This window comes from Massilia sp. WG5, from assembly GCF_001412595.2.
Classification (GTDB): domain Bacteria; phylum Pseudomonadota; class Gammaproteobacteria; order Burkholderiales; family Burkholderiaceae_D; genus Telluria.
The window spans coordinates 2,232,538-2,258,003 of sequence record NZ_CP012640.2 but is presented as its reverse complement, the minus strand read 5'-3'; the positions used below and the strand labels follow the sequence as shown (position 1 = coordinate 2,258,003).

23 protein-coding genes and 1 tRNA gene are annotated in these 25,466 nt (G+C 63.5%); 2 read left to right on the top strand and 22 right to left on the bottom strand.

The window, feature by feature from the left end; genetic code table 11:
• Positions 1-11: 11 nt before the first annotated feature.
• The 5 genes from AM586_RS10045 to AM586_RS10025 all read right to left on the bottom strand — a co-directional run bounded on the left by AM586_RS10045 (position 12) and on the right by AM586_RS10025 (position 4,376).
• On the bottom strand, positions 12-1,058 hold the full coding sequence (locus AM586_RS10045) for an aldo/keto reductase (protein ID WP_047826851.1): 1,047 nt from the start codon (positions 1,056-1,058) through the stop codon (positions 12-14).
• 107 nt (positions 1,059-1,165) lie between these two features.
• A complete protein-coding gene (locus AM586_RS10040; RefSeq protein ID WP_060567071.1) occupies positions 1,166-2,206 on the bottom strand; it encodes a quinone-dependent dihydroorotate dehydrogenase in 1,041 nt (346 codons plus the stop codon).
• A 64-nt stretch (positions 2,207-2,270) separates the two neighbouring features.
• Positions 2,271-2,999 carry an arginyltransferase gene (locus AM586_RS10035; RefSeq protein WP_047825910.1) on the bottom strand — a complete coding sequence of 243 codons (729 nt, stop codon included), beginning with the start codon at positions 2,997-2,999 and terminating at the stop codon, positions 2,271-2,273.
• Positions 3,000-3,058: 59 nt separating this feature from the next.
• Positions 3,059-3,781 carry a leucyl/phenylalanyl-tRNA--protein transferase gene (aat, locus tag AM586_RS10030; RefSeq protein ID WP_060567069.1) on the bottom strand — a complete coding sequence of 241 codons (723 nt, stop codon included), beginning with the start codon at positions 3,779-3,781 and terminating at the stop codon, positions 3,059-3,061.
• 13 nt (positions 3,782-3,794) lie between these two features.
• Complete coding sequence (locus tag AM586_RS10025; protein WP_047825911.1) at positions 3,795-4,376, bottom strand: NUDIX hydrolase; 582 nt, start codon at positions 4,374-4,376, stop codon at positions 3,795-3,797.
• Positions 4,377-4,504: 128 nt separating this feature from the next.
• Between AM586_RS10025 and AM586_RS10020 the strand changes: the two genes are divergently transcribed.
• Positions 4,505-4,581 (top strand) — tRNA-Met (locus AM586_RS10020).
• Between the two features lie 158 nt (positions 4,582-4,739).
• On the top strand, positions 4,740-5,153 hold the full coding sequence (locus AM586_RS10015) for a T6SS immunity protein Tdi1 domain-containing protein (protein WP_047825909.1): 414 nt from the start codon (positions 4,740-4,742) through the stop codon (positions 5,151-5,153).
• Here AM586_RS10015 and AM586_RS10010 read toward each other — a convergent pair whose 3' ends face one another.
• The 17 genes from AM586_RS10010 to AM586_RS09930 form a co-directional block, all read right to left on the bottom strand.
• Positions 5,154-6,200 (bottom strand): hypothetical protein, encoded by a 1,047-nt coding sequence (locus tag AM586_RS10010; RefSeq protein ID WP_156328241.1) that lies wholly within the window; start codon positions 6,198-6,200, stop codon positions 5,154-5,156.
• Between the two features lie 53 nt (positions 6,201-6,253).
• Positions 6,254-7,138 (bottom strand): DNA-3-methyladenine glycosylase 2, encoded by an 885-nt coding sequence (locus AM586_RS10005; RefSeq protein ID WP_047825907.1) that lies wholly within the window; start codon positions 7,136-7,138, stop codon positions 6,254-6,256.
• Positions 7,135-8,037 (bottom strand): DMT family transporter, encoded by a 903-nt coding sequence (locus AM586_RS10000; protein ID WP_047825906.1) that lies wholly within the window; start codon positions 8,035-8,037, stop codon positions 7,135-7,137. The genes AM586_RS10005 and AM586_RS10000 overlap by 4 nt, the downstream gene beginning before the upstream one ends.
• 190 nt (positions 8,038-8,227) lie before the next feature.
• A complete protein-coding gene (locus AM586_RS09995; RefSeq protein WP_047825905.1) occupies positions 8,228-9,319 on the bottom strand; it encodes a M48 family metallopeptidase in 1,092 nt (363 codons plus the stop codon).
• A gap of 19 nt (positions 9,320-9,338) precedes the next feature.
• Positions 9,339-9,788: a dUTP diphosphatase gene (dut, locus tag AM586_RS09990; protein WP_047825904.1), complete on the bottom strand. Its 450-nt coding sequence runs from the start codon at positions 9,786-9,788 to the stop codon at positions 9,339-9,341.
• A 23-nt stretch (positions 9,789-9,811) separates the two neighbouring features.
• Positions 9,812-11,029 carry a bifunctional phosphopantothenoylcysteine decarboxylase/phosphopantothenate--cysteine ligase CoaBC gene (gene coaBC / locus AM586_RS09985; protein ID WP_047825918.1) on the bottom strand — a complete coding sequence of 406 codons (1,218 nt, stop codon included), beginning with the start codon at positions 11,027-11,029 and terminating at the stop codon, positions 9,812-9,814.
• Positions 11,030-11,047: 18 nt separating this feature from the next.
• Positions 11,048-11,569, bottom strand: coding sequence for a signal peptidase II (gene lspA / locus AM586_RS09980; protein WP_047825903.1), 522 nt, complete (start codon positions 11,567-11,569; stop codon positions 11,048-11,050).
• A 72-nt stretch (positions 11,570-11,641) separates the two neighbouring features.
• Positions 11,642-14,533: an isoleucine--tRNA ligase gene (gene ileS, locus AM586_RS09975; RefSeq protein WP_047825902.1), complete on the bottom strand. Its 2,892-nt coding sequence runs from the start codon at positions 14,531-14,533 to the stop codon at positions 11,642-11,644.
• A gap of 80 nt (positions 14,534-14,613) precedes the next feature.
• Complete coding sequence (locus AM586_RS09970) at positions 14,614-15,585, bottom strand: bifunctional riboflavin kinase/FAD synthetase (protein WP_047825901.1); 972 nt, start codon at positions 15,583-15,585, stop codon at positions 14,614-14,616.
• Between the two features lie 150 nt (positions 15,586-15,735).
• Positions 15,736-16,965 (bottom strand): lipopolysaccharide assembly protein LapB, encoded by a 1,230-nt coding sequence (locus AM586_RS09965; RefSeq protein WP_052234086.1) that lies wholly within the window; start codon positions 16,963-16,965, stop codon positions 15,736-15,738.
• A 70-nt stretch (positions 16,966-17,035) separates the two neighbouring features.
• The gene (locus AM586_RS09960) at positions 17,036-17,467 is read right to left on the bottom strand and encodes a biopolymer transporter ExbD (RefSeq protein WP_197416483.1); all 432 of its coding nucleotides are present in this window, start codon (positions 17,465-17,467) and stop codon (positions 17,036-17,038) included.
• A gap of 99 nt (positions 17,468-17,566) precedes the next feature.
• A complete protein-coding gene (locus tag AM586_RS09955; protein ID WP_047825900.1) occupies positions 17,567-17,995 on the bottom strand; it encodes a biopolymer transporter ExbD in 429 nt (142 codons plus the stop codon).
• A 3-nt stretch (positions 17,996-17,998) separates the two neighbouring features.
• On the bottom strand, positions 17,999-18,922 hold the full coding sequence (locus AM586_RS09950) for a MotA/TolQ/ExbB proton channel family protein (protein ID WP_197416482.1): 924 nt from the start codon (positions 18,920-18,922) through the stop codon (positions 17,999-18,001).
• An 84-nt stretch (positions 18,923-19,006) separates the two neighbouring features.
• Positions 19,007-19,669: an energy transducer TonB gene (locus AM586_RS09945; protein ID WP_082439738.1), complete on the bottom strand. Its 663-nt coding sequence runs from the start codon at positions 19,667-19,669 to the stop codon at positions 19,007-19,009.
• A gap of 559 nt (positions 19,670-20,228) precedes the next feature.
• The gene (locus tag AM586_RS09940) at positions 20,229-21,755 is read right to left on the bottom strand and encodes a SpoVR family protein (protein WP_047825898.1); all 1,527 of its coding nucleotides are present in this window, start codon (positions 21,753-21,755) and stop codon (positions 20,229-20,231) included.
• A 13-nt stretch (positions 21,756-21,768) separates the two neighbouring features.
• Positions 21,769-23,040, bottom strand: a complete 1,272-nt coding sequence (locus AM586_RS09935; protein WP_047825897.1) for a YeaH/YhbH family protein — start codon at positions 23,038-23,040, stop codon at positions 21,769-21,771.
• A gap of 231 nt (positions 23,041-23,271) precedes the next feature.
• A complete protein-coding gene (locus tag AM586_RS09930) occupies positions 23,272-25,194 on the bottom strand; it encodes a PrkA family serine protein kinase (RefSeq protein ID WP_047825896.1) in 1,923 nt (640 codons plus the stop codon).
• Positions 25,195-25,466 lie beyond the last annotated feature (272 nt).

Here is a 25,466-nt window from a genome sequence, read left to right as displayed (position 1 = left end):
CGGTTTTTCGTTTACTGCCCCGGATTCGTGTAGCGGCCGTGAATCGCATCGATCGCCGCCGCCACCTCGTCCGGCAGCGTCACGCTTTCCGCATCGATGTTTTCCTTCAACTGCGCCAGCGAGGTCGCGCCGATGATGGTCGAGCCCACGAACCAGCGTGAATAGCACCAGGCGAGCGCCATCTGCGAAGGCAGCATGCCGTTCGCGCGCGCCAGTTCCGCATATTCCTTGACCGCCGCCAGCACCGGCGGGCGCAGGTAGCGCGGGCTCCAGGTCGGCGGGAAGATCGTCAGGCGGCCATGCGCCTTCGGATCGTCGAGGTACTTGGCGCTCAGCTGGCCGAATGCAAGGGGGCTGTAGGCCAGCAGGCTCACCTGTTCGCGGTAGCAGACTTCGTCCAGCAGCGTGGTCTCGAAGGCGCGCGCGGTCAGGTTGTACAGGTTCTGGATGGTGGCGATGCGCGGCAGGCCCTTCATCTCGGCCTGCTTGATGTACTCGCACACCCCCCACGGGCTTTCGTTCGACACGCCGATGTGACGGATCTTGCCTTCCGCGATCAGCTCGCCGAGCACGGCCAGCGTCTCTTCGATGGCGACGGCCTCGCGTTCCTTCGCCGGATCGAACTGGTTGGCGCCGAAGATCGGCACGTTGCGGCTCGGCCAGTGCAGCTGGTAGAGGTCGACGTAATCGGTCTGCAGGCGGCGCAGGCTGTCGTGCAGGGCTTCGCGGACGCTGGCGGCGTCCAGGTTCTGTTTGCCGCCGCGGATCCAGTGCATGTTCGGGTTCGGGCCGGCGGCCTTGGTCGCCAGCACGACCTGGTCGCGCTTGCCGGACTGCTTCAGCCAGCTGCCGATGAAGCGCTCGGTCGAGCCCTGGGTGCGGGCGCTCGGCATGACCGGGTACATCTCGGCCGTGTCGATGAAGTTGATGCCGCGTTCCAGCGCGTAGTCGAGCTGGCTGTGCGCATCGGCTTCCGTGTTCTGCTCGCCAAAGGTCATGGTGCCGAGGCAGACGCGGGAAACGGAGAGGTCGGTGCGGCCGAGTTGATGCTTCTTCATATCAGTTCTCTAGTCGGTCGGGGTCAGAGCCCACCCGAGAAAACCGGGATCTGCCCCCGATTGGTTCACAAGCAAACTTGGGTCCCCGCCTGCGCGGGGACGACGGGTTAGGGGGCGCGCAGTGCGTCCGCACATTCCTTGATCAGCGCCGGCCCGCGATAGATCAGCCCGCTGTACAGCTGCACCAGCTGGGCGCCGGCCTGGATCTTGGCCTGGGCGTCGCTGCCGCTCAGGATGCCGCCCACGCCGATGATGGGCACGGCGTCGCCGACTTCCTTCTTGAGCGCGCGGATCACGATGTTCGACAGGTCGAATACCGGCGCGCCGGACAGGCCGCCCTGCTGGCCCCCGTGGCGGTGGTTTTCGACGTCGCGGCGGGTCAGTGTGGTGTTGGTGGCGATCACGCCGTCGATGCCATGGCGCAGCAGGGCGGCGCCAATGTCGCGGATCTGGTCGCCGTCGACGTCGGGCGCGATCTTCAGGGCCAGCGGCACGTAGCGGCCGTATTCATCCGCCAGGCGCGACTGCTCGCCCTTGAGCTGGGCCAGCAGGGCGTCGAGTTCCGATGCGCCCTGCAGTTGTCGCAGGTTCTTGGTGTTCGGCGAGGAAATATTCACCGTCACGTAGCTGGCATAGGGGTAGACCTTGCGCAGGCAGTGCAGGTAATCCTCGGCGGCGCGCTCGATCGGGGTGTCGGCATTCTTGCCGATGTTCAGGCCGAGCACGCCCTGCTGCTCGAGGTAGAAACGCGAGGCGCGCACGTTGGCGACGAAGGCGTCGACGCCGCCGTTGTTGAAACCCATGCGGTTGATGATGCCGCGCGCCGAGGGCAGGCGGAAGATGCGCGGCTTCGGATTGCCGGCCTGCGGGCGCGGCGTCACCGTGCCGACTTCGATCGAGCCGAAGCCCAGCGCCGCCAGGCCGTCGATGTAGGCGCCGTCCTTGTCCAGCCCGGCGGCCAGGCCGACCGGGTTCGGGAAGGTGATGCCCATTACGGTGCGCGGATCGGGCGCCGGTTTCTTGACCAGGCCGGTCAGGCCGAGCGCGTTCGCGCGGCGCAGCGCCGGCAGGGTCAGGTTGTGGGCCGTTTCGGGGTCGAGGGTGAACAGGAGCGGGCGGGCGAGGGCGTACAAGATTTTTCCGGACATGGTCGCGTGAGTGAGAATTCGCGACATTCTACATTGTACGGCCAGGCCTCGGCGTAAACACTGCCTACTTTTCCAGCACGCCCCACACCCCGTCGATCCGCGCCTCCAGCGGCCGGAAATTGATCTTGTACGCCATCTTCGGGCTCTGCTCGATCCAGTAGCCGAGGTAGACGTAGGGCAGGCCCAGCTCGCGCGCCTGCTCGATCTGCCACAACACGTTGTAGGTGCCGAAGGAGGCGCCCTCGACGTCGGGATCGAAGAAGGTATAGACCGAGGACAGGCCATCCGACAGCACGTCGATGATCGACACCATGCGGAGCAGGCCGTCCGGTTCGCGGAATTCGACCAGGCGCGTGTTGACCCGGCTCTGCAGCAGGAACTGCGCGTACTGGTCGCGGCTGTCCTGGTCCATGCCGCCGCCGACGTGGCGGGTGGTCTGGTAGCGCAGGTAGAGCGCATAATGTTCGTCCGAGAACGACAGGTTGGCGACCGTGGCCGACAGCTCGGCATGGCGCTTCCAGGCGCGGCGCTGGCTGCGGTTGGGGCCGAAGTCGTTCACGGCCACCCGCACCGGAATGCAGGCGCGGCAGCCGTCGCAATACGGCCGGTAGGTAAAGATGCCGCTGCGGCGGAAGCCGTTGCGCACCAGTTCCGAATACACGTCTGCATTGATGAGGTGCGAAGGCGTGGCTACCTGCGAGCGCGCCTGCCGCGCATCAAGGTAGCTGCACGGATAGGGCGCTGTGGTATAGAACTGCAGCGTGGAAAAGGGCAGGTCATTTAAGTGCGTCATGCAATGCTCTCGAGACGACGTGTTTGACCCATTGTAGCCAAAGACGGCGCCGCGCACCGTTAGGTGGTCAACGGTGGCGCAACTTCCCAGCGTTCGATGGCGGGCTCGGCGATGGCCTGGCGCAGGTGGTCGAGGAAGACCTTGCGCGGAATCGGCATGGCGCCCAGCGAGGCCAGGTGGCCGGTCTCCTGCTGGCAGTCGAGCATGCGCACGCCCTGGCTGCGCAGGAAGGCGACCAGGTAGGCCAGCGCCACCTTCGAGGCGTCGGTGACGCGCGCGAACATCGATTCGCCATAGAACATGCGGCCGATGCACACGCCATAGGCGCCGCCGACCAGTTCGCCGTCCAGCCACACTTCCGCCGAGTGGGCATAGCCCATGCGGTGCAGGCCGGTGTAGCCGGCGATGATGTCTTCCGAGATCCAGGTGCCGGGACCGTCCTTGCGCGGCGCGGCGCAGGAGCGCATCACGGATTCGAAGGCGCTGTCGAAGCGCACCACCCAGGGGCCGTCCCCGAGCCGCGAACGTTCGACCTTGCGCAAGGTTTTCTTCAGGCTGTCGCTGACCTTGAAGCGGTCGGTGTACAGCACCATGCGTGGGTCGGTGCTCCACCAGAGGATCGGCTGGCCTTCCGAGAACCAGGGGAAGATGCCGTTGCGGTAGGCCTGCAGCAGGCGCTGGGGCGAGAGGTCGGCGCCGGCCGCGAGCAGGCCGGGAGCGTCGGTGGTCAGTGCCTCGGATACGTCGGGGAAGGGCGTATTCGCTTCGAGCCAGGGGATCATCGTCTCTCTATGATCAATCGGGTTCGACGGGAGCCCGCATCGGCCGGGTGATATCCCGGCTGTGGAAACCGTAGCTGCCGCCTTCGAGCACCTTGCGGCGGTCGGCGAAGAACAGCTCCAGCGTGCTGCGGATCGTCGGGAAGGCCAGGTCGTCCCAGGGGATCTCGTGTTCCGCGAACAGCTGCACGTCCAGGCTCTCGATGCCGGGCGCGAAATCCAGGTCGAGCAGGCGCGCCAGGTAGAACAGGTGGACCTGGTGCACGTGGGCGACGTTCAGCAGGGTGAACAGGTTGCCCAGCTCGACGTTGGCGCCCGCTTCCTCCTCGGTCTCGCGCACCGCGGCCTGGCCGGTGGTCTCCTCGTTTTCCATGAAGCCGGCGGGCAGGGTCCAGTAGCCGTAGCGCGGTTCGATCGCGCGCTTGCACAACAACACCCGCAGCTCGCCGTCCTGTTCCCAGACCGGAATCGAGCCGATCACCATCTTCGGGTTCTGGTAATGGATGGTGCCGCATTGGGAGCACACGTAGCGCGGACGGTTGTCGCCTTCGGGGATGGCCACCGTCACCGGATGGGCGCACTCGGAGCAGAATTTCATGGAGAAAGGAGGTAATGACGTTGCCCTTACTTTACCACCGTATCGCGCCAACTGTGCCGCACGCAGGGGGAGAAATGGACCCGGCATTGCCTAAACCGCGGAATGCCCGTATAATACGAACCATCAGACGCGGGGTGGAGCAGTCTGGCAGCTCGTCGGGCTCATAACCCGAAGGTCACAGGTTCAAATCCTGTCCCCGCAACCAGATTCCAAGGCCGTTGATCCTGTTCAGGATCAGCGGCCTTTTCATTTGTGCCGACCGCGCCAGGCGCGCCTGAAGCGCCTCAATCCTCCTCCCCTTCGTCGCAACCACTGCAGTCCAGCCCGGTCGAAGACATGACGGCTGAATGCGGGAGGCTATCCATGATAACTGTTGACGAGATAAACGAAGCCTGGGGCTGGGTCGGCCTGCAGGCTGAGGAAGTGCTGGGGGAGAATGCCTTCGGTAACCTGATCATCCGCGACGACGAAGGCAGGTACTGGCGCCTGTCGCCGCAGGACCTGCGCTGCGAACCGGTGGCCGAGGACCGCGCCGCCCTCGATGCCCTGTCCTATAACCAGGAATTTCTGAACGACTGGTACATGCCGGAACAGGTATGTTTGGCGGAATCCACCCTGGGGCCGCTGAGCGCTGGCCGCAAGTATTGCCTCAGGATTCCGAGCGCGCTCGGCGGCCACTATGGGCGCGACAACCTGGCCACCGTGCCCCTGTCCGAGCTGATCCGCTTTGCCGGCGAGGGCGCCCAGCAGTTCGACGGCCTACCGCAATGGAACTAGTCAGAAATCCTTCAGCAGGCCCAGCTGGAACAGGTCGCGGTCATCGGTCTGGCGGAAGGTTTTCACGCGGTTGAAGTTCATGAAGGCGCGCAGGTGCCGCGACAAGGCGTGCTCGGCCTGGAAGCTGATCAAGAGGTTGGCATGCGTGATATTGTCGTCGCGGCGGTTGCGGGCAACGTAGGGGCCGAGGCCGGCGCTCATCGCGAAGCGCGGCGTGACCCGCTGCACATACCATAGCTGGGCCGCGGCGCCGCGGCGGTCGACCCGGGCGCCGTCATCGCCCTCGAACAGGAATTTTCCGGACACGGCCCAGTGCTCCATCCGCTCGCCGAGGTAGCGCCGCACTTCCAGCACCGACGCGATCGCGCCGTCGGTGCCGGACATATTCGTGATCGAGTTGCCGACCGAGACGCCGAACCATGTCTGGCCGTCGGCCGGGTCCGTTTCCGGATCGGGCTCGGAGCGGCCGAACTGGCGCCCGATGCCGATCATCAGCGCATCGGAGCGGTGCACATTGCGCATCTGCACATGGTTGTAGCCGATGCGCAGGTGGGTGCCGGACGGCAGGGCGCCCAGCGGCAGCCGCAGGCCCAGGCTGACCAGGGCGCCGACCTTGGCGTCGTCGATCTGGCGGCCGTCGATGACGGTGGTGTTCATGCTCAGGTAGGGGCCGACGCCCAGCTCGAAGGCGGTGCCCGCGCCCAGCTTGCGGACCATCAGCCATTGCACGGCGAAGCCGTCGCGGTGGTTGTTGTCCGGGTGACCCTCGTTGTAGTGGACGAAGTCGATCCGTTCGCTGAGGCTGTCCGGCAGGGCCGAGCCGAACAGGGTGCGCTGCTGGCGTCCCGCGCGCACTTCGAAGGTCCGTCCGCGCATCCAGCGGTAGCCCTCGGCGTTGCCGCCATGGATGCGGCCGTTGCCGAAGACCAGCGACAGGTAGGCGCCATGGTCGTCCGGCGCTTCAGTGACGTCGGCGGGCGCGCGCTGGGCCTGCGCCATGCCAGCGCACGCCATCAGCAGTGCGCAAACCATCGTTCGAATATTCATGAGAGCAGTCTGTTTATTATTTGATGAGGTCGCTTTGATGCCGGTCACAGCCCTTATCCTGCAGGTTGGCTCAGGCTGGCCCACAGGTGCGCAGCCGCCATGGTGCGATGCGGACGGTAGGCCTGCAGGAAGGCTGCCGCTGCCGGCAGATTCGGGCGTTCCGCGCCGAGCAGGCGGCCGATGGCGGTGCGCACGGCAACATCGCCCTCGAGCGAGCAATCCGGGAAACCATAGCCGCGCAGCAGCGCGTAGTTCACGGTCCATGGCCCGATGCCTTTGACGGCCAGCAGGCGCTCGCTGACCGCGCCGGGATCGGCGTCGCGTTCCAGGTCCAGCTCGCCGTCCGCGGCCAGGCGCGCCAGGCGCAGCAGGGTCTCGGCCTTGGCGCGCGAGAATTTGCGGCCGGTGAGCTGGTCGAGGTCGAGACGCGCCGCATCGATCGCTTCCGGATAGCACCACAAGCCGTCGGGGTGGGCGCGGCCGGCCAGCGAGATGAAGGTGCGGCGCAGGGAGATGGCGAAACCCAGGTTGATCTGCTGGCCGATGATGGCCCAGCTCAGCGCTTCGAAGATGCTGGCGGACTGGATCACGCGCAGGCCGCGCTCGCGTTGGACCAGCGGCGCGAACAGCGGATCGCCGGCGGCGATCGCCTCGAAAGGCGCGGGATCGATGCGCAGGCCCAGCATGTTTAGCAGCATGTCTTTCACTGCAGCAGGCAGTTCCCGGCTGTCGATGTCGACCGTGCACAGGGCCTGGTCCGGCTGCGCGCCGAGGTCGATGGCGAGCAGCGCCGGCATGCCGTCCACCATCACGCCCTTGCGGATGCGCTGGCCCTCGATGCGTTCGGCCAGGCCTTCGGCGTCGCGGCCGTGGAAGGCGAAGGCGTCCTGGCGGCGGTAGTCCGGCGGCAGGGCGATGGCGATGTCGAAGCGCTTCACTTGCCGGCCGCCGCTGCGGCGGCGCTGCCGGCACGCTTGAAGCGCGGCGCGAAGCCGGTCACCAGCGCGGTGCCGACCAGGGTAATGGCGGAACCCGCGATGGTGTACCAGCCGATGGTCTCGCCCAGGAACAGCGCGCCCCACAGGATGCCGAACACCGGGTTCAGGAAAGTCACGGTCAGGGCGGATGTCGTGCCGACTTCCTCGATCAGGCGGAAGTAGAGGATGTAGGCGATGCCGCTGCACAGCACCCCCAGTGCGACGACGGCGCCGACGATGCCCGGCGTGGGCGCACCCGTCATCGGGAAGAAGGGCAGCACCGGCAGCACCATCACGCTCGACGCCCACATGGTGCCGTGCGCATTGGCGAAAGGCTCGACGCTTTTCGCCGAGCGCGCGTACTGGCTGGCGATGCCGTAGCTCAGGGCCGCGGCCAGCGCGGCCACCACCGCGATGCCGGCGCCCGGCTTGCTCGAGACATGGTCGAAGCCCACCAGGAGGGCTACGCCGGCGGTACCCAGCAGCAGTCCGATGGCGGTGCGCGGGCCAATGGCATGACGGGTCCAGACCGCGCCGGCCAGCGCACCCCACATCGGGGCGGTCGCGTTCAGCACCGACAGCACCGAGGCCGACAGGGTGCGCGCGCCGAACGCGAACAGCAGGAAGGGCAGGGCCGAGTTGAAGAAGCCGAGGATGAAGTAATGCTTCCAGTTGGCGCGCAGGTCGAGGCGCTTCTTCAGCACCAGGCCGACCAGGGCCAGGAACAGCGCGGCGAACAGCACCCGGAATTCGATCAGCACCGCCGGCCCGAGCACGGGGGCGCTGATGCGCATGAAGAGGAAGGAGCCGCCCCAGATGGCGGCAAGGGAAACGAGGCGCAGCAGGTTGGCGGTGTTCATTGCGTTCTTCTTGATGAGGCGTCAGGCATTATGCGCTGGCGCCGGCACGCACTGCTTCCTGTTTCTTGCTGCTGAATCGGGAAGCGGGCGGAATCGGCAATGATACAAAAAAAATGACACCACTGTCGTTTCGGGCATTGCCCGAAACGACTCCACGCCTGCGCGGGGACGACGTGCAAAAGCCAAGGATTTACGGCACCAGCGCCTTCTTCGCCGACTTCTTGGCCTTGATCTCCGCCTGCGCCTTGGCGATCGCCGCCAGGCGCGCCGACAGGGCCGGGTGGTTGGCGTTGTAGCCGTTCAGGACGGTCGGGGGATAGGTTTCGTTCAGGCGCTTCCAGAAATTGTCGGCGTCATCGATGTCGTAGCCGGCGCGCGCGGCCATGTAGAGGCTGAGGCGGTCGGCGGCGGCGTCCATCTCGGGCGGCATCGCCTTGATGCCGCCGCTGCCGATCAGCATCGAGTTGTCCGGCGTGACGCTCTTGAGATTGTCGATGATGCTGCCGATGGTGGAGACGTTGCGCTGGGCGCTAGCGTGGCCGAGCATGTTGTGGGCCATGGTCTTGGCCAGCACGTAGGCCAGTTCTTCGTCGTTGCGGGTGGCGTTGATCATGCCGCGCGTCACCAGCACGCGCGAACCGTCGGCGTAGGCGTTGACGTTGTCGGCGTTGCCCAGCTCGATCGCGAAGGCGCAGGCGCGCGTGACCGGGATCGACAGGTGGCGCTCGCTGTCACGGCGTTCGACCGTCATCGGCAGCGTGGCCTGGGAGGCGACGATCTTGTTGAAGATGGCGCCGGCCTGGCTCAGGGCATGCTGGCCGGTCGGCAGCGGCTTGCCGGCCGCGGCGAGCAGGATGTCGCCGGTCTGCAGGCCGGCCTTCGCGGCGCCGCTGCCGGCCAGCACGCTGGTGACCTGCAGGCGTTCGTCCATGCCGAAGGCGACGTGGGCGGCTTCGTTGTAGTCGCCCGGGTAGGACCAGCGGTTCTTGGCGGTGAAGCCGAGCAGGTTGCGCGCCTGGCCCTTGCACAGTTCGGCGTTGTGGATGAGGAGCGGGGCTGCGACCTTGTACAGGCGGTTCTGCAGGTCCGCCATCTTGGTCAGGGTGTCGGCGGCGGCCGCCATCTGCGGGCTCAGGCCGGGCGCTTCGGGGGCGCGTTCGACGACGCGCGGCATGCCCGCTGGCTGTTGCGGACCCTGGGTGGCGCAGCCGGTCAGCAAGAGGGCGGTGGCGGCGGCCACTGCGGGCAATAGCCGGATGGCAGGATGGCGGATGGCGCTCATGTGCTCCTCGTTTCCGTTTTTATTGTTTGCCGGTGCTGCCGAATCCTCCGGCGCCCCGGTCGCTCGATGCAAACTCCTCCACAAGCTTGAAACCGACCTGAACGACGGGCACCACGACCAGCTGCGCGAGCCTGTCCATCGGCTGCAGCGTGAACGCGGACTGGCCCCGGTTCCAGGTCGAGACCATCAGCTGGCCCTGGTAATCGGAGTCGATCAAGCCTACCAGATTGCCGAGAACGATGCCGTTCTTGTGGCCGAGTCCACTACGCGGCAGGATCATCGCCGCATAGCCGGGATCGGCAATGTGGATGGCGAGGCCGGTCGGCACCAGCACCGTCTGGCCCGGTTCCAGGGTCAGCGGCGCGTCGATGCAGGCGCGCAGGTCGAGGCCCGCGCTGCCGCCGGTCGCGTAGGCGGGCAGGAAGTCCTTCATGCGCGGGTCGAGAATCTTGAGGTCGATCTGTTTCATGGAGAGTGATGCGTTGGTGGGTGTCAGGTGAGTAGCGAGCGGCGTTCCAGGCGCTTGGCGATTTCGGAAACCAGCTGGCGCGCCAGTTGCAGCTTGGGTGCCTGCGGCAGCACGGTGTGGCCGCTGTCGTCGAACAGCACGATCGAATTCTCATCCTGCCCGAAGGTCTGCGGCCCGATATTGCCGACCAACAAAGGGATGCCCTTCTTTTCGCGCTTGGCGGCGCCGTATTCGATCAGGTTTTCCGACTCGGCGGCGAAGCCCACGCAATACGGCCAGCCGCTGAGCGAGGTGGTGCCGGCGACGGTCGCGAGGATGTCCGGGTTCTGCGCGAAGTTCAGCTGCGGCGTGCCGCTGCCGTCCTTCTTGATCTTCTGGTCGCTGGCATTCTCGACGCGCCAGTCGGCCACCGCGGCCACGCCGATGAAGACGTGCTGGCCTTCGATGCCGTTCAGGACGGCGTCCAGCATCTGCTGCGCGCTCTTGACGTCGATGCGGCGCACGCCGTGCGGGGTGTCCAGCGCGGTCGGTCCGGACACCAGGGTGACCTCGGCGCCGGCCTCGCGCGCGGCGCGTGCGACCGCATAGCCCATCTTGCCGGACGAGAGATTCGTGATGCCGCGCACCGGATCGATCGCCTCGTAGGTCGGGCCGGCCGTGATCAGGACGCGCTTGCCAGCCAGGACCTTGGGCTGGAAGGACGCCACCAGCTCCTCGAGCAGTTCATTGGGTTCCAGCATGCGCCCCATGCCGGTCTCGCCGCAGGCCTGGGAGCCGGCGGCCGGGCCGAAGATGCACACGCCGTCGTCCTTCAACTGCGCGACGTTGCGCTGGGTCGCCGGCTTTTCCCACATCTCGACATTCATGGCCGGCGCCACCAGCAGCGGCACGTGGTGCGGGCGCGCCAGGCACAGGGTCGACAGCAGGTCGTCGGTGGCGCCGTGGGCCAGCTTGAACAGGAAGTCGGCCGAGCAGGGCGCCACCAGGATCGCATCGGCGTCGCGTGTCAGGTCGATGTGGGCCATGTTGTTGGGGATGCGGCCGTCCCACTGGTCGGTGTAGACGGTGCGGCCGGACAGGGCCTGCATCGTCACCTGGCCGATGAAATGGGTCGCCGCCTCGGTCATCACGACCTGCACGCTCGCGCCTTCCTTGCTCAGGGCGCGGCACAGCTCCGCGGCCTTGTAGCAGGCCACGCCGCCGGACAGGCCGAGGACGATCTTCTTGCCCTTCAGGTCCATGCTCATGTCATCCCTCCGTCAGTGTTTGTTCACCCGGCGCAGTTCGTCGAAGATGAACAATACCGCCCCGATGGTGATCGCGGTGTCCGCGACGTTAAAGGCCGGGAAGTGGCCGACCCCGCGCAGGTAGAAGTCGAGGAAGTCGATCACGTGGCCGTACATCAGGCGGTCGATCAGGTTGCCCAGCGCGCCGCCCATGATCAGGGCCAGGGCCCAGCAGAACATGCGCTGGCCGGCATGCTTGCGCAGCAGGTAGATGATGAAGATGACCGCGGCGATGGCGATGCCGGCGAAGAAGTACTTCTGCCAGCCGCCCTGGTTCGACAGGAAGCTGAACGCGGCGCCCGGGTTATAGGCGAGCACCAGGTTGAAGAAGCCGGTGATCGGCTTTTCCTCTCCATGCATGAAGGTGCGGGTGATGGTGATCTTGCTGATCTGGTCGAGCAGGATCACGATGAAGGCGATGCCGAGCCAGGGCGTCAAACTGGCGCTGGAGCCGGATTTGACGGCGGTAAACGACGATTTCTTTTTGGTGGCCATGTCGATGGGGATGAGGGGAGGGACAGCGTCCACACCCGGCTTGCGCCGGATGCGGACACGCTCGGCCGCGCCTTATGCGAAGCGGCGCTGCTCGCCGCTGCCGAACAGGTTGCTCGTGCAGCGGGCGCACAGGCCCGGGTGGGCCGGGTCATGGCCGACGTCGCGGCGGTAGTGCCAGCAGCGCTCGCACTTTTCCGCAGTCGACGGGGTCACGGCCACCGCTTCCTGGGCTGCATCCTCGACCTTCTCGACGTTCGCCTGCGAGGTGATGAAGACGAACTTCAGGTCGTCGTCGAGGCTGGACAGGACCTCGTACTTCGGACCAGCGGCCTTCAGCGCCAGTTCCGCCTGCAGCGAGGAGCCGATCGCGCCCGAAGCGCGCACTTCTTCCAGCTGCTTGGTGACGTCGGCGCGCACGGCGCGCAGCAGGGCGTACTTGTCGAGCAGGGCGGCGCTGTCCGCGATCGCCGGGAAGGTCCACAGGGTCTGGGTGAAGATGGTCTCGTCGGACTCCGCATAGGCCTTCTCGCCCGCGAACACGGCCCAGGCTTCCTCGGCGGTGAAGGACAGGATCGGCGCCATGATGCGCAGCAGCGCGTGCGCGATGTGCCACAGCGCGGTCTGGGCCGAACGGCGCGCCAGGGAGTCCACGCCGGTGGTGTACAGGCGATCCTTCAGGATGTCGAGGTAGAAGCCGCCCAGGTCTTCCGAGCAGAAGTTCTGCAGGCGTGCGACCACCGGGTGGAACTCGTAGCGCTCGAAATGCGCGGCGATGTCGCTTTGCAGGCGCGCCGTCTCGGCCAGCGCGTAGCGGTCGATCTCGAGCATCTCGGCGACCGGCACGGCATTCTTGACCGGGTCGAAGTCCGAGGTGTTCGCCAGCAGGAAGCGCAGGGTGTTGCGGATGCGGCGGTAGGATTCCGTCACGCGCTTCAGGATCTCTTCGCCGATCGACAGCTCGCCGGTGTAGTCGGTCGAGGCCACCCACAGGCGCAGGATGTCGGCGCCGAGGGTGTCCGAGATCTTCTGCGGCGCCATCGTGTTGCCGAGCGACTTCGACATCTTCTTGCCGTTCTCGTCGACCGTGAAGCCGTGGGTCAGCAGCGCCTTGTAGGGCGGGCGGCCGTTCAGCATCGAGGAGGTCAGCAGCGAGGAGTGGAACCAGCCGCGGTGCTGGTCCGAGCCTTCCAGGTAGAGGTCGGCCGGGAAGGCGGATTGCTCCTTGTGCGAGCCGCGCAGCACGGTCTGGTGGGTCGAGCCGGAGTCGAACCAGACGTCCAGGGTGTCGCGGTTCTTCTCGTAGATCTCGGCGTCGTCGCCCAGCAGCGTGCGAGGATCGAGCGTATGCCAGGCATCGATGCCGTTTGCCTCGATCAGCTTGGCCACCTGTTCCAGCAGCGCAGGGGTGCGCGGGTGCAGCGCGCCGGTCTCCTTGTGGATGAAGAAGGCCATCGGCACGCCCCACTGGCGCTGGCGCGACAGGGTCCAGTCCGGACGGTTGGCGATCATGCCGTGCAGGCGCGCCTGGCCCCAGTCCGGGAAGAACTCGGTCTCGGCGATGCCGGCCAGCGCGGTCTCGCGCAGGGTCGGGCCGCCGTCCTTCGGGGTGAGGTCCATGCCGGCGAACCACTGGTTGGTGGCGCGGTAGACGATCGGGGTTTTGTGGCGCCAGCAGTGCATGTAGCTGTGGTCGAACATCTTCAGTTCGAACAGGGCGCCAGCTTCGGTCAGGGCGCTGCAGATCGGCTTCGACGCTTCCCAGATCGTCATGCCGCCGAACAGCGGCAGCGTGCTGGCGAAGCGGCCGTCGCCCATCACGGGCTTGAGGATCTCGTCGTCCTTCATGCCGTGCGCCTTGCAGGACTGGAAGTCTTCCAGGCCGTAGGCCGGCGCCGAGTGGACCACGCCGGTGCCGCTGTCGGTGGTGACGTAATCGGCCAGGTAGACCGGCGAACTGCGGTCGTAGAACGGGTCGGCCTTGTGCAGCGGGTGCTTGAAGCGGATACCGCCCAGCTTCTCGCCGGTGGCGGTGGCCACGACCTCGCCTTCGAGCTTGTAGCGCTGCAGGACGCTTTCAGCCAGCTCTTTGGCGACGATCAGCAGGAGCGGCTTGCCGTCCTTTTCGGTCTTCACCAGCGCGTACGTCACTTCCGGGTGCACGTTCAGGGCCTGGTTCGACGGGATGGTCCACGGGGTGGTGGTCCAGATCACGATGAAGCCATCGCCTTCCGGCAGCTTGTCGAGGCCGAAGGCGGCTGCGAGCTTTTCCGGTTCCGCAAACGGGAAGCCGACGTCGATCGCCGGGTCGCGCTTGTCCTGGTATTCCACTTCCGCCTCGGCCAGCGCCGAGCCGCAGTCGAAGCACCAGTTCACCGGCTTCAGGCCGCGGTACACATAACCCTTTTCCAGCAGCGTGCCGAGGGCGCGCAGCTCGTCGGCCTCGTTACCGTAGGCCATGGTCATGTAGGGATTGTCCCATTCGCCCAGCACGCCCAGGCGGATGAAGCCGGCGCGCTGGCGGTCGATCTGCTCGAGCGCGTAGGCGCGGGCTTTCTGCAGCACCTCGGCGGTCGGCAGGTTCTTGCCGAACTGTTTTTCGATCTGGATCTCGATCGGCATGCCGTGGCAGTCCCAGCCCGGCACATAGGGCGCGTCGAAGCCGGCCATGGTGCGCGACTTGACCACCATATCCTTCAGAATCTTGTTGACGGCGTGGCCCAGGTGGATATCGCCGTTGGCGTACGGGGGACCGTCGTGCAGGATGAACTTCGGACGGCCGGCAGCGGCCTTGCGCACGCGCTCGTAGATCTTCTTGTCCTGCCATTGCTTGACCCAGCCCGGTTCGCGCTTGGCGAGGTCGCCGCGCATCGGGAAAGCCGTGTCGGTCATGTTGACCGGGTATTTGCTGTCGGGCTTGTTGCCCCCTTGTTTGGCGCCTTTCGGGCCGTTCTTCGTATCGGACATAGGATTTTTCTAAAGTGGACTGCTGTTGTGCGTGAAGTGGCGCCACACCGCGGCAGGCGGCATGGCCGGGGCGTTCACGTTCAAATTCGGTCGGTGGCGGTGAGGGCGCTTCTACGCTGGGCGAACCAGGCCCGCGCCTGCTGGGCGTCGCCCTCGATCGCGGCGGTCAAGGTCGGGAGGTCGACGTATTTTTCCTCGTCGCGCAGCTTGGCCAGGAATTCGACCCGCACCAGCTTGCCGTAGCAGGGCTGCGTCCAGTCGAACACATGGACTTCGAGCAGCATGCGGCCCGCGTCTTCGACGGTCGGGCGCACGCCCAGGCTGGCGACGGCCGGCAGCGGCTGGTCCGCCAGGCCATGCACCTGCACCACGAAGATGCCGGCCAGGGCCGGACGGTGGGCGACGCGCAGGTTCAGGGTCGGGAAGCCCAGCGTGCGGCCGAGCTTGGCGCCGTGGATCACGTGGCCGGACATCGAATACGGGTGGCCGAGCAGGGCGCGGGTTGCGTCGAAATCGCCGGCCGCCAATGCGGCGCGCACGGCCGAGGACGAGATCCGCGTCGATTCGTGCAGCACGGCCGGCAGGCTGTGGACCTCGAAACCGTATTCCTTGCCGGCTTCGGCCAGCAGGGCGACATTGCCGGCGCGCCGGGCGCCGTAGCAGAAGTCGTCGCCGACCATCAGCCATTTCACGTGCAGGCCGTCGACCAGCACCTTTTTCGTGAATTCCTGCGGCGACATCGAGGCGAAGTGCTCGTTGAAGTGTTCGACGATGACGCGGTCGACGCCGGCGTTGGACAGCGATTCCAGCTTGTCGCGCAGATTGGCGATACGGGCCGGGGCCTTCGACAGGTCGCCCACGCGGCGGGCAAAGTATTCGCGCGGATGCGGCTCGAAGGTCATCACGGCGGACTCCAGACCGAGACGCTGGGCAGCCGCGGTCACGTGCGCCAACAACGCCTGGTGCCCGCGGTGGACACCGTCGAAGTTACCGATCGTGAGTGCGCATGGGGCGCGCGCCCTGTCGTTGGGAAGTCCGCGAAATACCTTCATTGGATGGTTCGTGCTCCGAGGCGAAATACCAGATTATACGGCAACTCGCATGTTGCACAGCGCAATGGCCGGAATGACCAGGGGAAAGAAAAAAGCGCCGCCTGCAGGGCAGGGCGGCGCTTTTCAGCGATGTTACTGCAAAGCTGGGGCTCAGGCCGCCGGCTTGTTGATCGCCATGATGAAGTAACGGGCCAGGTCGGCGGTGCCTTCCTTGCCGCCCACCGTCTTCAGCGTGCTGATGGCCTGCTGCTTCTTGCCGGCCACGGCATACGCTTCGCCCAGGTGCAGCTTGGCGTCTTCCGGATACTTCAGACCGCCGGCCTTGATGGCGGCGTCCATCATCTTCAGACCCTTGTCGGTCTGGCCCGCCTGGACCAGGGAATAACCGAGGGCGACCAGGCCGTCGTTATCCTTGTCCTTGGTCATCTGGGCTTCGTCGGCGGCCAGGGTCTTGTTCTGCTCGGCCAGGTTCTTCTCGGCCAGGTCTTTCAGACGCTGGTGACGGGCTGCATCCGGACCGGTGCCCAGGGCGCCGGCCTTGTAGCCCTTGTCGATGATCTTGATGGCTTCGGCCGGGGCCTTCGCCTGCAGCACGAGCTGGGCCATTTCCATGTACTCGCTCGGCTTCTTCATCAGGTTGTTGGCCAGGCGCAGGCGCCAGACGTCGACCATCAGGCGGCCCGAGAAGCCCGGCTTGCCCTGCACGCGGTTCAGCAGGTCGCTCCAGTACTGCGCCTTCGGATAGTTGGCGGCCAGTTTTTCGATGGTGTTGACGTAGCCGGCCTTGTCGTTCTTCTTCAGCTGGACGTTGGCGAGCATGCCCAGCTGGTCTTCGCTCAGCTGGCCGCGCTTCTCGGCATTGCGCAATTCATTTTCAAGCGCGGCGACATTGCCCTGCTTGTAATAGTTCTGCATCAGGTAGGCGCGCAGCTTCGGATCGTCGTGATCCTTCAGTTGGCGCTCGATGGCGGCATTCGCCTTGCCCAGGTCGCCGGCACGCATATAGATGCCGATCAGGCCTTCCGAGAACTGGGCTTTTTCCGCGCCCGACAGCTTGCCCGAACCGATCAGGTATTCGAAGGCCTTGGCGGCGGTCTCGTAATCGCCTGCCTGCGAAGCGGCGCCGGCACGGGTGCGTTCGATCAGGTAGGTTTCGTTCGCCGACTTGCCGCTGACGCTGTCGAGCTGGCGCAGTTTGGCGAGGGCTTCCTTGTTCTTGCCCGACTTCATCAATTGCTGCGCTTCCTGCAGCGGCTTGCCGATTTCCGGACGGAGGGTCTCGGCGGCGTAGGCAGGGGCCAGGCCAATCACCGGAGCGGCGGCAGTGAAACCGAGTGCGGCCAGGGCAAGGCCGAGGTGTGCGAGGCGGAATTTGATCATTATCGGGATTCTTTCATTCAAAATAGACACGGCAGGGAATCCCTGCCGTGTTCATTATAGCCAAAGCTAATTACTGGAACTGTTCGTTACCGACCATACCGATCTTGGTGACGCCCAGACGCTGAGCCGAAGCCATCACGCCAGCGACAACCTTGTATTCGACCAGCTTGTTCGGACGCAGGTGCACTTCAGGCTGATCAGCCATCGCGGCAACGTTAGCCAGCTTCGCTTCCAGAGTGGCGCGATCGGGGACCGGGACGTTATCCCAGAGGATAGTACCGTCAAAGTCCACGTCGATCGTGATCACTACGGGTTCCTTGGTCGGCGGCGGCGGATTGCCCACCGGCATATTCAAGTTAACCGAGTGATTTTGCTTCGGAATGGTAATGATCATCATGATGATCAGCACCAGCATGACGTCGATCAGCGGCGTCATGTTCATTTCCATCATCGGTTCCGGATCTGCTCCTTTAGCTCCGGAGGAACCAACGCTCATAGACATGGTGTTTCCTTTCAAATCTTGGGGACCGCTCGATACCGCCTTTCGGCGGTATCGCCAGCATTGCCGGCATCGAGCGGAAGGCTTGAGCCTTTATCAGGTTTAGCCCTTGTCAGGAATTTCGGTGATGAAACCGACCTTCTGAACCCCGGCACGCTGGGCCGTGAAGAGCACCTTGCCGATGAATTCGTAGCGAGTTTGCTGGTCCCCGCGGATCTTCACTTCCGGCTGTGGCACTTTCACCGATTCCTTGCTCAGGAAATCGAACAGTTCATCGGTGTTGGCCAGGCGCTTCTGGTTCCAGTACATCTCGCCATCCTTGTTGATGACGATGTTCACGTCTTCCGGCGTGGTCTTGGCAACCTGGTTGATCTCGAGCGGCAGGTTGATCTTCTGCAGTTTGAGAACCACCGGGCTGGTGATCAGAAAGATGATCAGGAGAACCAACATGATGTCCACGAGGGGCGTCGTGTTGATCTCCGACATCACGGTATCTTCATCTCCGCTATCGGAGCCGACACTCATCGACATGGTTTAACCCACCTTTTTAGCACCAGCGGCGGCACGTGCAGCTTCCGAGGTGTGCATGGCGCCCGAGATCAGGACCGAGTGCACGTCGGCGCTGAAGGAACGGACGTCTTCCATCGCGGTTTTGTTACGGCGAACCAGCCAGTTGTAACCCAGAACGGCCGGGACTGCGACGAACAGACCGAAGGCGGTCATGATCAGTGCTTCACCCACCGGACCTGCGACCTTGTCGATCGACGCGTTACCGGACATACCGATACCGATCAGTGCGTTGTAAATACCCCAGACGGTACCGAACAGACCGATGAACGGTGCGGTCGAGCCGACGGTTGCCAGGAACGACAGGCCATCTTGCAGACGCGACTGGACTTTGTCCACGGCGCGCTGGATCTGCATGGTGGTCCAGGTCGACAGGTCGATCTGCTCGAGCAGGGCGCCGTCGTGGTGCTGGGTTGCCTTGGTGCCGGTTTCAGCGATGAAGCGGAACGGCGAGCCATTGGTCAGTTGTGCCGAGCCGGCAGCGATCGACGGGGCTTTCCAGAATTTCTGGTTGGTTTCCTTCGACTGCTTGAAGATCTTCATCTGGTCCAGCAGCTTGGTGATGATGATGTACCACGAACCCATCGACATCAGGGCCAGGATGATCAGGGTGCCGCGCGACACGAAGCCGCCAGCCCACACCGCGCTGAAGCCGTACGGGTTCTCGACTTCTTCTTGTTTCGCGCCGGCTGCGGCCGGAGCTGCTGCTGCCGGAGCTGCGGCGTCGGCTGCCGGTGCTGCTGCCGGTGCAGCTGCGTCAGCCGCCGGAGCGCTTGCCGCTGCCGATGCCGGAGCGTCGGCGAAGGCCGGTGCGGACACCAGCGCCGAAGCTGCCGTAACCGAGAACAGGACAGCCGCCAGCAGAGCGGACAAACGGGTATTCTTAAACATGCTTCCTCCAAAAATTTAAAATGAACAGTTCGCTGAACAGATGACAACGAAAATCACAGTTTGAGACGATGTTACTGCCTCGGGTTAGTCCAGCGTCCAGACATACTGCACAGGCTGCGAGGATTCTACCGGTTGGCCATTCTCAGTTGCCGCTTTGAATCGGCATTTGCTCAAGGCTGCCATTGCGGCCTTGTCCAGGTCACGGAAGCCACTCGATTTTTGAATCGAAGCTCCCTGCACCGAACCATCCGCCGCAATCTTGAACAGGATGGTCGAAACACCCGTTTCTTCATTACGCAGCGACGATTTCGGATATTCCGGTTTCGAGCACGTATTGAAATCTACAACCGCTGCAGTTCTTGCCGGGCCCTTCGGGGCTGCCGGCGCCGGCGGCGCTGGCGGAGCCGGCGGTGCACGGTTGATTTCCGTCGTCGCAGGCTTCGCTTGCGTCGTGTTAGCGATCACATTCTGCTGCGGCGGCGGAGTCTGCACCTGCACTTCGACCGGCGGGATGAATGGAGGCGGCGGGGCCTTCATTTCCGGCGGCGGAGGCGGGGGCGGCGTTTCCGGCGGTGGCGGCGGTTTCACGTCCTCGACAATCTTGGTTTCCACTGCCTCGGCCATCTTGGTGACCATTCGCTTGCCGAGACCAGTAACGATCCCGTAAGCAACGATCAGGTGCAAGACGACGACAATGGCGATACCAGTGATATTTTTCCCGGGGTTCTTCTCATGCGAAAAATTCATCCTGCTTTCTCCAATACCAACCTTTTTTGTTGCTACCAAACCCGCAAGACACGACGAAAAACTCAGAGCCGCATCCGGGACATCGGCGAATTATACCTACGAATTCTTTTTTGCACATACATTTTTATACCTCCAAAGAGGGCCTAAGTGCCTGTAAAAACAAGCAAACAAGCTCATCAGGAAGGGACTTGTATGTGGTGCATGATGAGGAATATTGTTAGTAGTTGGATAACATTGGCACGAACCCTTTCTTAATGTGTGGAAAATGAGGCGGTCCATCCCTTTTCGCCAAATATTTCATGCCGATTTTGCCAGTTGGCAAATATCATATGTTCCATTCATGGCGTTTCTGCAAACTATAGCCAGATTCAGTAATGGGGGGCGTACTGTTGAAACGGCTTCGCCCTTGTGGTAAGGGGCAAAGCCATAAGACGCACTTATGTGCAGACCCCTCTTTGATATGGCTCAGCAGCCACGTGGAAAGAATTTTGCGTTGACACAAGAAAAAGGCCTGCCCCAATGAGGCAGGCCTGCAGGCGCCGGGCAGCGCTTCTATATATTAGTAGCGTGCGCGCTTTTCGCGGCGGCACTCGAGGCTGCTGACCACGCGGCCGGAGGGGTCCACGGTTTCCAGCCGGACGTCGAAGCCCCACAGCCGGGCCACGTGTTTGAGCACTTCATGCGCCTGCTGGTTCAGCGGACGGCGCTGGAACTGCGTATGGCGCAGGGTCAGGGCGCGGTCATCCCGTGTATTGACTTGCCAGACCTGGATGTTCGGCTCGCGGTTGCCCAGGTTGTACTGCTCGGCCAGCTGCTGGCGCACGTAGCGGTAGCCGGCTTCGTCGTGAATCGCCGAAATCGTCAATTTGTCGCTGCGGTCGTCGTCGAGCACGGCGAAGAAGTGGAAGTCGCGGATCAGCTTGGGCGACAGGTACTGGGCGATGAAGCTCTCGTCCTTGAAATTGCGCATCGCGAAATCGAGCGTCTTGATCCAGTCGCTGCCGGCTATGTCCGGAAACCAGGCGCGGTCCTCGTCGGTCGGGTCTTCGCAGATGCGCTTGATGTCCGTCATCATCGCGAAGCCGAGCGCATAGGGATTGATGCCATTGTAATAAGGGCTGGTCGCGGGCGGCTGGTAGACCACGTTGGTATGGCTCTGCAGGAACTCGAGCATGAAGCCGTCGCCGACGATCCCCTCTTTATATAGTTCCTGCAGAATCGTGTAGTGCCAGAAGGTGGCCCAGCCCTCGTTCATCACCTGGGTCTGGCGCTGCGGGTAGAAGTATTGCGAGATCTTGCGCGTAATCCGCACCAGCTCGCGCTGCCAGGGTTCCAGCAGCGGAGCGTACTTCTCGATAAAGTAGAGCAGGTTTTCCTCGGGCTCGACCGGGAAGCGCGGCGGCGGCGCGTCCTGCCGGGTTTCTTCGCGCCGCGGCAGGGTGCGCCAGATCTGGTTGATCTGCGATTGTGCGTATTCCTCGCGCTCCTTCTGGCGATTCTGTTCCTGCGCCACCGACAGCTTGGCCGGACGCTTGTAGCGGTCCACGCCATAGTTCTGGATCGCATGGCAGGAATCGAGCAGTTCCTCGACGGCGTCGATGCCGTGCCGCTGCTCGCACTCGGCGATGTAGTTCTTGGCAAAGACCATGTAGTCGACGATGGCGTCGGCATCGGTCCAGGTGCGGAACAGGTAATTCCCCTTGAAGAAGGAATTGTGGCCATAGGCCGCGTGGGCGATCACCAGCGCCTGCATCGTCAGGCTGTTTTCCTCCATCAGGTAGGCGATGCAGGGGTTCGAGTTGATCACGATTTCGTAGGCCAGGCCCATCTGGCCACGGCGGTAGCTCTTTTCCGTGGTCAGGAAATGCTTGCCGAAGGACCAGTGGTTGTACGACACCGGCATGCCCACCGAGGTGTAGGCATCCATCATCTGTTCGGCGGTGATGATTTCGAGCTGGTTGGGGTAGGTGTCCAGGCCGAACTTCCTGGCCACCCGGCGGATTTCCTCGTGCGCCTGCTCGATCAGGTCGAAGGTCCACTCCGACTGGTCGGGCAACGCGCGCGGGTTTTTCGGATCTCTTGGCATGAGCGGGCCTCGTCTACTTGGGCTGCTTCTTGAACAATTCGCGGAACACCGGATAGATATCGGCCGGGGTCACGATCTTCTGCATCGCGAAGTTCGCATGCGTGGACGCGACCTCGGAATACTGCTCCCACAGGTTTTGTGGCGGGCCATCCGTGATCTCGACATAGGTGTAGTACTGGACCCGCGGCATGATGGCGTTGCTCAGGATCTGCCGGCACAGGACCGAGTCGTTGTCCCAGTTGTCGCCGTCCGAGGCCTGGGCGACATAGCTGTTCCAGTCGCCGCTGCTGTAGCGCTCGCTGATGATCTTGTTCAGCAGGTGCAGCGCCGAGGACACCACGGTGCCGCCCGATTCGCGCGAGTGGAAGAAATCGTTTTCGTCGACCTCGGCCGCGGCGGTGTGGTGGCGGATGAAGACCACGTCGATCTTCTCGTAGGCGCGCTTGAGGAAGAGGTAGAGAAGGATGAAGAAGCGCTTGGCGGTGTCCTTGCGGCTTTCGTCCATCGAGCCGGACACGTCCATGATGCAGAACATCACGGCCGAGGTCGATGGCTTGGGCACCTTGATCCGGTTGCTGTAGCGAAGGTCGATCGGATCGATGAAGGGAATCGCCAGCAGCCGCGTGTGCAGTGCGTGGATCTTGTGCTTCAGTTCGATGACGCGCGGGTCGTCGTCTTCCGCGCCCAAGGCCTGGATTTCCTCGAGCTCCTCTTCGAGTTTGGCAAGGGTCTTGCGGCTCGGCCCGCCGACGGCGATGCGTCGCCCGAGCGCGCCGCGCAGCGAGCGCAGCACGTGGATGTTGGACGGGGTGCCGGAGATGTTGTAGCCGGCGCGCTGGTTCTTGAATTCGACGACCTGGGTCAGCTGCGTCTTGATCATGTTCGGCAGCTCGAGATCCTCGAAGAAGTAATTCATGAATTCTTCGCGGCTCAGTTCGAAGATGAAGTCATCCTCGGTGGTCTGCTCGCTGTTGCCGGCACGGCCGCGGCCGCTGCCGCCACCCCCGCCGCGTGGACGGTTGATCTGGTCGCCTTTCTGGTATTCGGTATTGCCGGGGTTGACGACTTCCCAGACACCCCCGTGGGCGTGCCCGAAGTGAGGCTCGTTCACGTCCTTGACGGGAATCGAGACCTTTTCGCCGTTTTCGATGTCGGTGATCGAGCGACCCTTGATCGCCCGGCCGACCGCATCCTTGATCTGCGCCTTGTAGCGGCGCAAGAAGCGTTCGCGGTTGACCGCAGACTTGTTCTTGCCCTGCAAGCGTCGGTCGATGAGGTAAGTCAAAACAGGCCTCCTGCTCAAAATCGCGGCGGGCCGGATACCACCGTGCCCCCATATTAACGCGCTTTGGTGGAGGGCGTGATAAACCTGCTGCGCGTCGCCCAGGCGGCCCGAGATGCTCCGCTATGGCGGACCGGCCGTACCGTCGGTACGGCTGCTTCTCTGCTACCTGGACTTCCGCTCGCTATGGTTTCTCGCGCCCTTGTGAAGCTGACTCAAAGCGTGCAGGTTTCCTTATGACGACTTGCGCACACGTAGGTACCATTCGCACAACAGCCTGACTTGTTTTGGCGTGTAACCCTTCTCGACCATGCGCGCCACGAAGTCGGCGTGCTTGGTCGCATCTTCCGTGCTGGCCTTCGCATTGAAGGAGATGACGGGCAAGAGTTCCTCGGTATTCGAGAACATCTTCTTCTCGATCACGGTGCGGAACTTCTCGTAGCTCGTCCAGGCCGGATTCTTGCCGCCGTTCGTCGCACGTGCACGCAGGGCGAAGTTGACGATTTCGTTCCGGAAATCCTTCGGATTCGAGATGCCGGCCGGCTTCTCGATCTTTTCCAGCTCGGCATTCAGCGATTCGCGGTCGAAGCTTTCGCCGGTGTCCGGGTCGCGGAATTCCTGGTCCTGGATCCAGAAGTCGGCAAAGGTCACGTAACGGTCGAAGATGTTCTGGCCATACTCGGAATAGCTTTCCAGGTAGGCGGTCTGGATCTCCTTGCCGATGAAGTCGACGTAGCGCTGCGCCAGGTGTTCCTTGATATAGGACATGTAGCGCTGCTCGGTCTCGCCCGCGAACTGCTCGCGCTCGATCTGCTGCTCGAGCACGTACAGCAGGTGGACCGGGTTGGCGGCGACCTCGGTATTGTCGAAGTTGAAGACCTTCGACAGGATCTTGAACGCGAAGCGCGTGGACAGGCCGTTCATGCCTTCGTCCACCCCGGCATAGTCGACGTATTCGTGCATCGACTTGGCCTTCGGATCGGTGTCCTTCAGGTTCTCGCCGTCGTACACCAGCATCTTCGAGTAGATGCTGGAATTCTCCGGATCCTTCAGGCGCGACAGGATCGCGAACTGCGCCATCATGCGCAGCGTGCCCGGTGCGCAGGGCGCTTTATCCAGCGAGGAATTACGCAGCAGCTTGTCGTAGATCTTGATCTCGTCCGACACCCGCAGGCAGTAGGGCACCTTGACGATGTAGATACGGTCGAGGAAAGCCTCGTTGTTGCGGTTGTTGCGGAAGGTCTTCCACTCGGATTCGTTCGAGTGCGCCAGGATGATGCCTTCGAAGGGAATCGCGCCGAAGCCCTCGGTGCCCTTGTAGTTGCCTTCCTGGGTCGCGGTCAGCAGCGGGTGCAGGACCTTGATCGGGGCCTTGAACATCTCGACGAATTCCATCAGGCCCTGGTTGGCCAGGCACAGGCCGCCGGAGTAGCTGTAGGCGTCCGGATCGTCCTGGGAATAGTCCTCGAGCTTGCGGATGTCGACCTTGCCGACCAGCGAGGAGATGTCCTGGTTGTTCTCGTCGCCCGGCTCGGTCTTGGCGATCGCGATCTGCTTGAGGATCGACGGATAGCGCTTCACCACGCGGAACTTGTTGATGTCGCCGCCGAACTCGTGCAGGCGCTTGACCGCCCACGGGCTCGGCACGTTGCGCAGGTAGCGGCGCGGGATGCCGTAGTCCTCTTCGAGGATGGCGCCGTCTTCTTCTTCGCTGAACAGGCCGAGCGGCGATTCGTTCACCGGCGAGCCCTTGATCGCGTAGAAGGGAATCTGCTCCATCAGGTGCTTGAGCTTTTCGGCGATCGACGACTTGCCGCCGCCCACAGGGCCCAGCAGATAAAGGATCTGTTTGCGTTCTTCCAGGCCCTGGGCCGCATGGCGGAAGTAGGAAACGACCTGCTCGATCACTTCCTCCATGCCGTAGAACTCACGGAAGGCGGGATAAATCTTGATGACCTTGTTGGCGAAGATACGCGACATGCGCGGGTCGAGGCGGGTATCGACCAGGGTGGGTTCGCCGATGGCGGCCAGCATGCGCTCGGGAGCGCTGGCGTAAGTCAGAGGATCCTTCTTGCACAGTTGCAGGTACTCCGACAGGGAATATTCCTCTTCCCGGGTACGCTCATAGCGGGCTGCGTAGTTGTCAAAAATGGTCATGTGAATGTCCTTTAATGTGCTAACACTGATCACTGTCGCGGCAGCCGATAAAAGACGGCTGTCCAGGTCCCGGTTTGACATATCTGTCGTGGGGTCGCCGTCTGTGTTCGAGAGGTCAGGCCAGGGCGGACTGACTTGGAAACGGAGGGCGATATCTTGTTCTCATCCGGCCCGGGGACCGGTTTTGTTAGCGCCCGCTGAGAGCGTCTTCTTACGCTTATGAAATTTATTATGTGCCTATTAGTTCTCGAAGTCAAAACAGTGTCGTGCGT

Coding starts and splice junctions, on each gene's coding strand:
- AM586_RS10045 (WP_047826851.1), bottom strand. CDS start 1,058: ATGAAGAAGCATCAACTCGGCCGCACCGACCTCTCCGTTTCCCGCGTC.
- AM586_RS10040 (WP_060567071.1), bottom strand. CDS start 2,206: ATGTCCGGAAAAATCTTGTACGCCCTCGCCCGCCCGCTCCTGTTCACC.
- AM586_RS10035 (WP_047825910.1), bottom strand. CDS start 2,999: ATGACGCACTTAAATGACCTGCCCTTTTCCACGCTGCAGTTCTATACC.
- aat (WP_060567069.1), bottom strand. CDS start 3,781: ATGATCCCCTGGCTCGAAGCGAATACGCCCTTCCCCGACGTATCCGAG.
- AM586_RS10025 (WP_047825911.1), bottom strand. CDS start 4,376: ATGAAATTCTGCTCCGAGTGCGCCCATCCGGTGACGGTGGCCATCCCC.
- AM586_RS10015 (WP_047825909.1), top strand. CDS start 4,740: ATGATAACTGTTGACGAGATAAACGAAGCCTGGGGCTGGGTCGGCCTG.
- AM586_RS10010 (WP_156328241.1), bottom strand. CDS start 6,200: ATGAATATTCGAACGATGGTTTGCGCACTGCTGATGGCGTGCGCTGGC.
- AM586_RS10000 (WP_047825906.1), bottom strand. CDS start 8,037: ATGAACACCGCCAACCTGCTGCGCCTCGTTTCCCTTGCCGCCATCTGG.
- AM586_RS09995 (WP_047825905.1), bottom strand. CDS start 9,319: ATGAGCGCCATCCGCCATCCTGCCATCCGGCTATTGCCCGCAGTGGCC.
- dut (WP_047825904.1), bottom strand. CDS start 9,788: ATGAAACAGATCGACCTCAAGATTCTCGACCCGCGCATGAAGGACTTC.
- coaBC (WP_047825918.1), bottom strand. CDS start 11,029: ATGGACCTGAAGGGCAAGAAGATCGTCCTCGGCCTGTCCGGCGGCGTG.
- lspA (WP_047825903.1), bottom strand. CDS start 11,569: ATGGCCACCAAAAAGAAATCGTCGTTTACCGCCGTCAAATCCGGCTCC.
- ileS (WP_047825902.1), bottom strand. CDS start 14,533: ATGTCCGATACGAAGAACGGCCCGAAAGGCGCCAAACAAGGGGGCAAC.
- AM586_RS09970 (WP_047825901.1), bottom strand. CDS start 15,585: ATGAAGGTATTTCGCGGACTTCCCAACGACAGGGCGCGCGCCCCATGC.
- AM586_RS09965 (WP_052234086.1), bottom strand. CDS start 16,965: ATGATCAAATTCCGCCTCGCACACCTCGGCCTTGCCCTGGCCGCACTC.
- AM586_RS09960 (WP_197416483.1), bottom strand. CDS start 17,467: ATGTCTATGAGCGTTGGTTCCTCCGGAGCTAAAGGAGCAGATCCGGAA.
- AM586_RS09955 (WP_047825900.1), bottom strand. CDS start 17,995: ATGTCGATGAGTGTCGGCTCCGATAGCGGAGATGAAGATACCGTGATG.
- AM586_RS09950 (WP_197416482.1), bottom strand. CDS start 18,922: ATGTTTAAGAATACCCGTTTGTCCGCTCTGCTGGCGGCTGTCCTGTTC.
- AM586_RS09945 (WP_082439738.1), bottom strand. CDS start 19,669: ATGAATTTTTCGCATGAGAAGAACCCCGGGAAAAATATCACTGGTATC.
- AM586_RS09940 (WP_047825898.1), bottom strand. CDS start 21,755: ATGCCAAGAGATCCGAAAAACCCGCGCGCGTTGCCCGACCAGTCGGAG.
- AM586_RS09930 (WP_047825896.1), bottom strand. CDS start 25,194: ATGACCATTTTTGACAACTACGCAGCCCGCTATGAGCGTACCCGGGAA.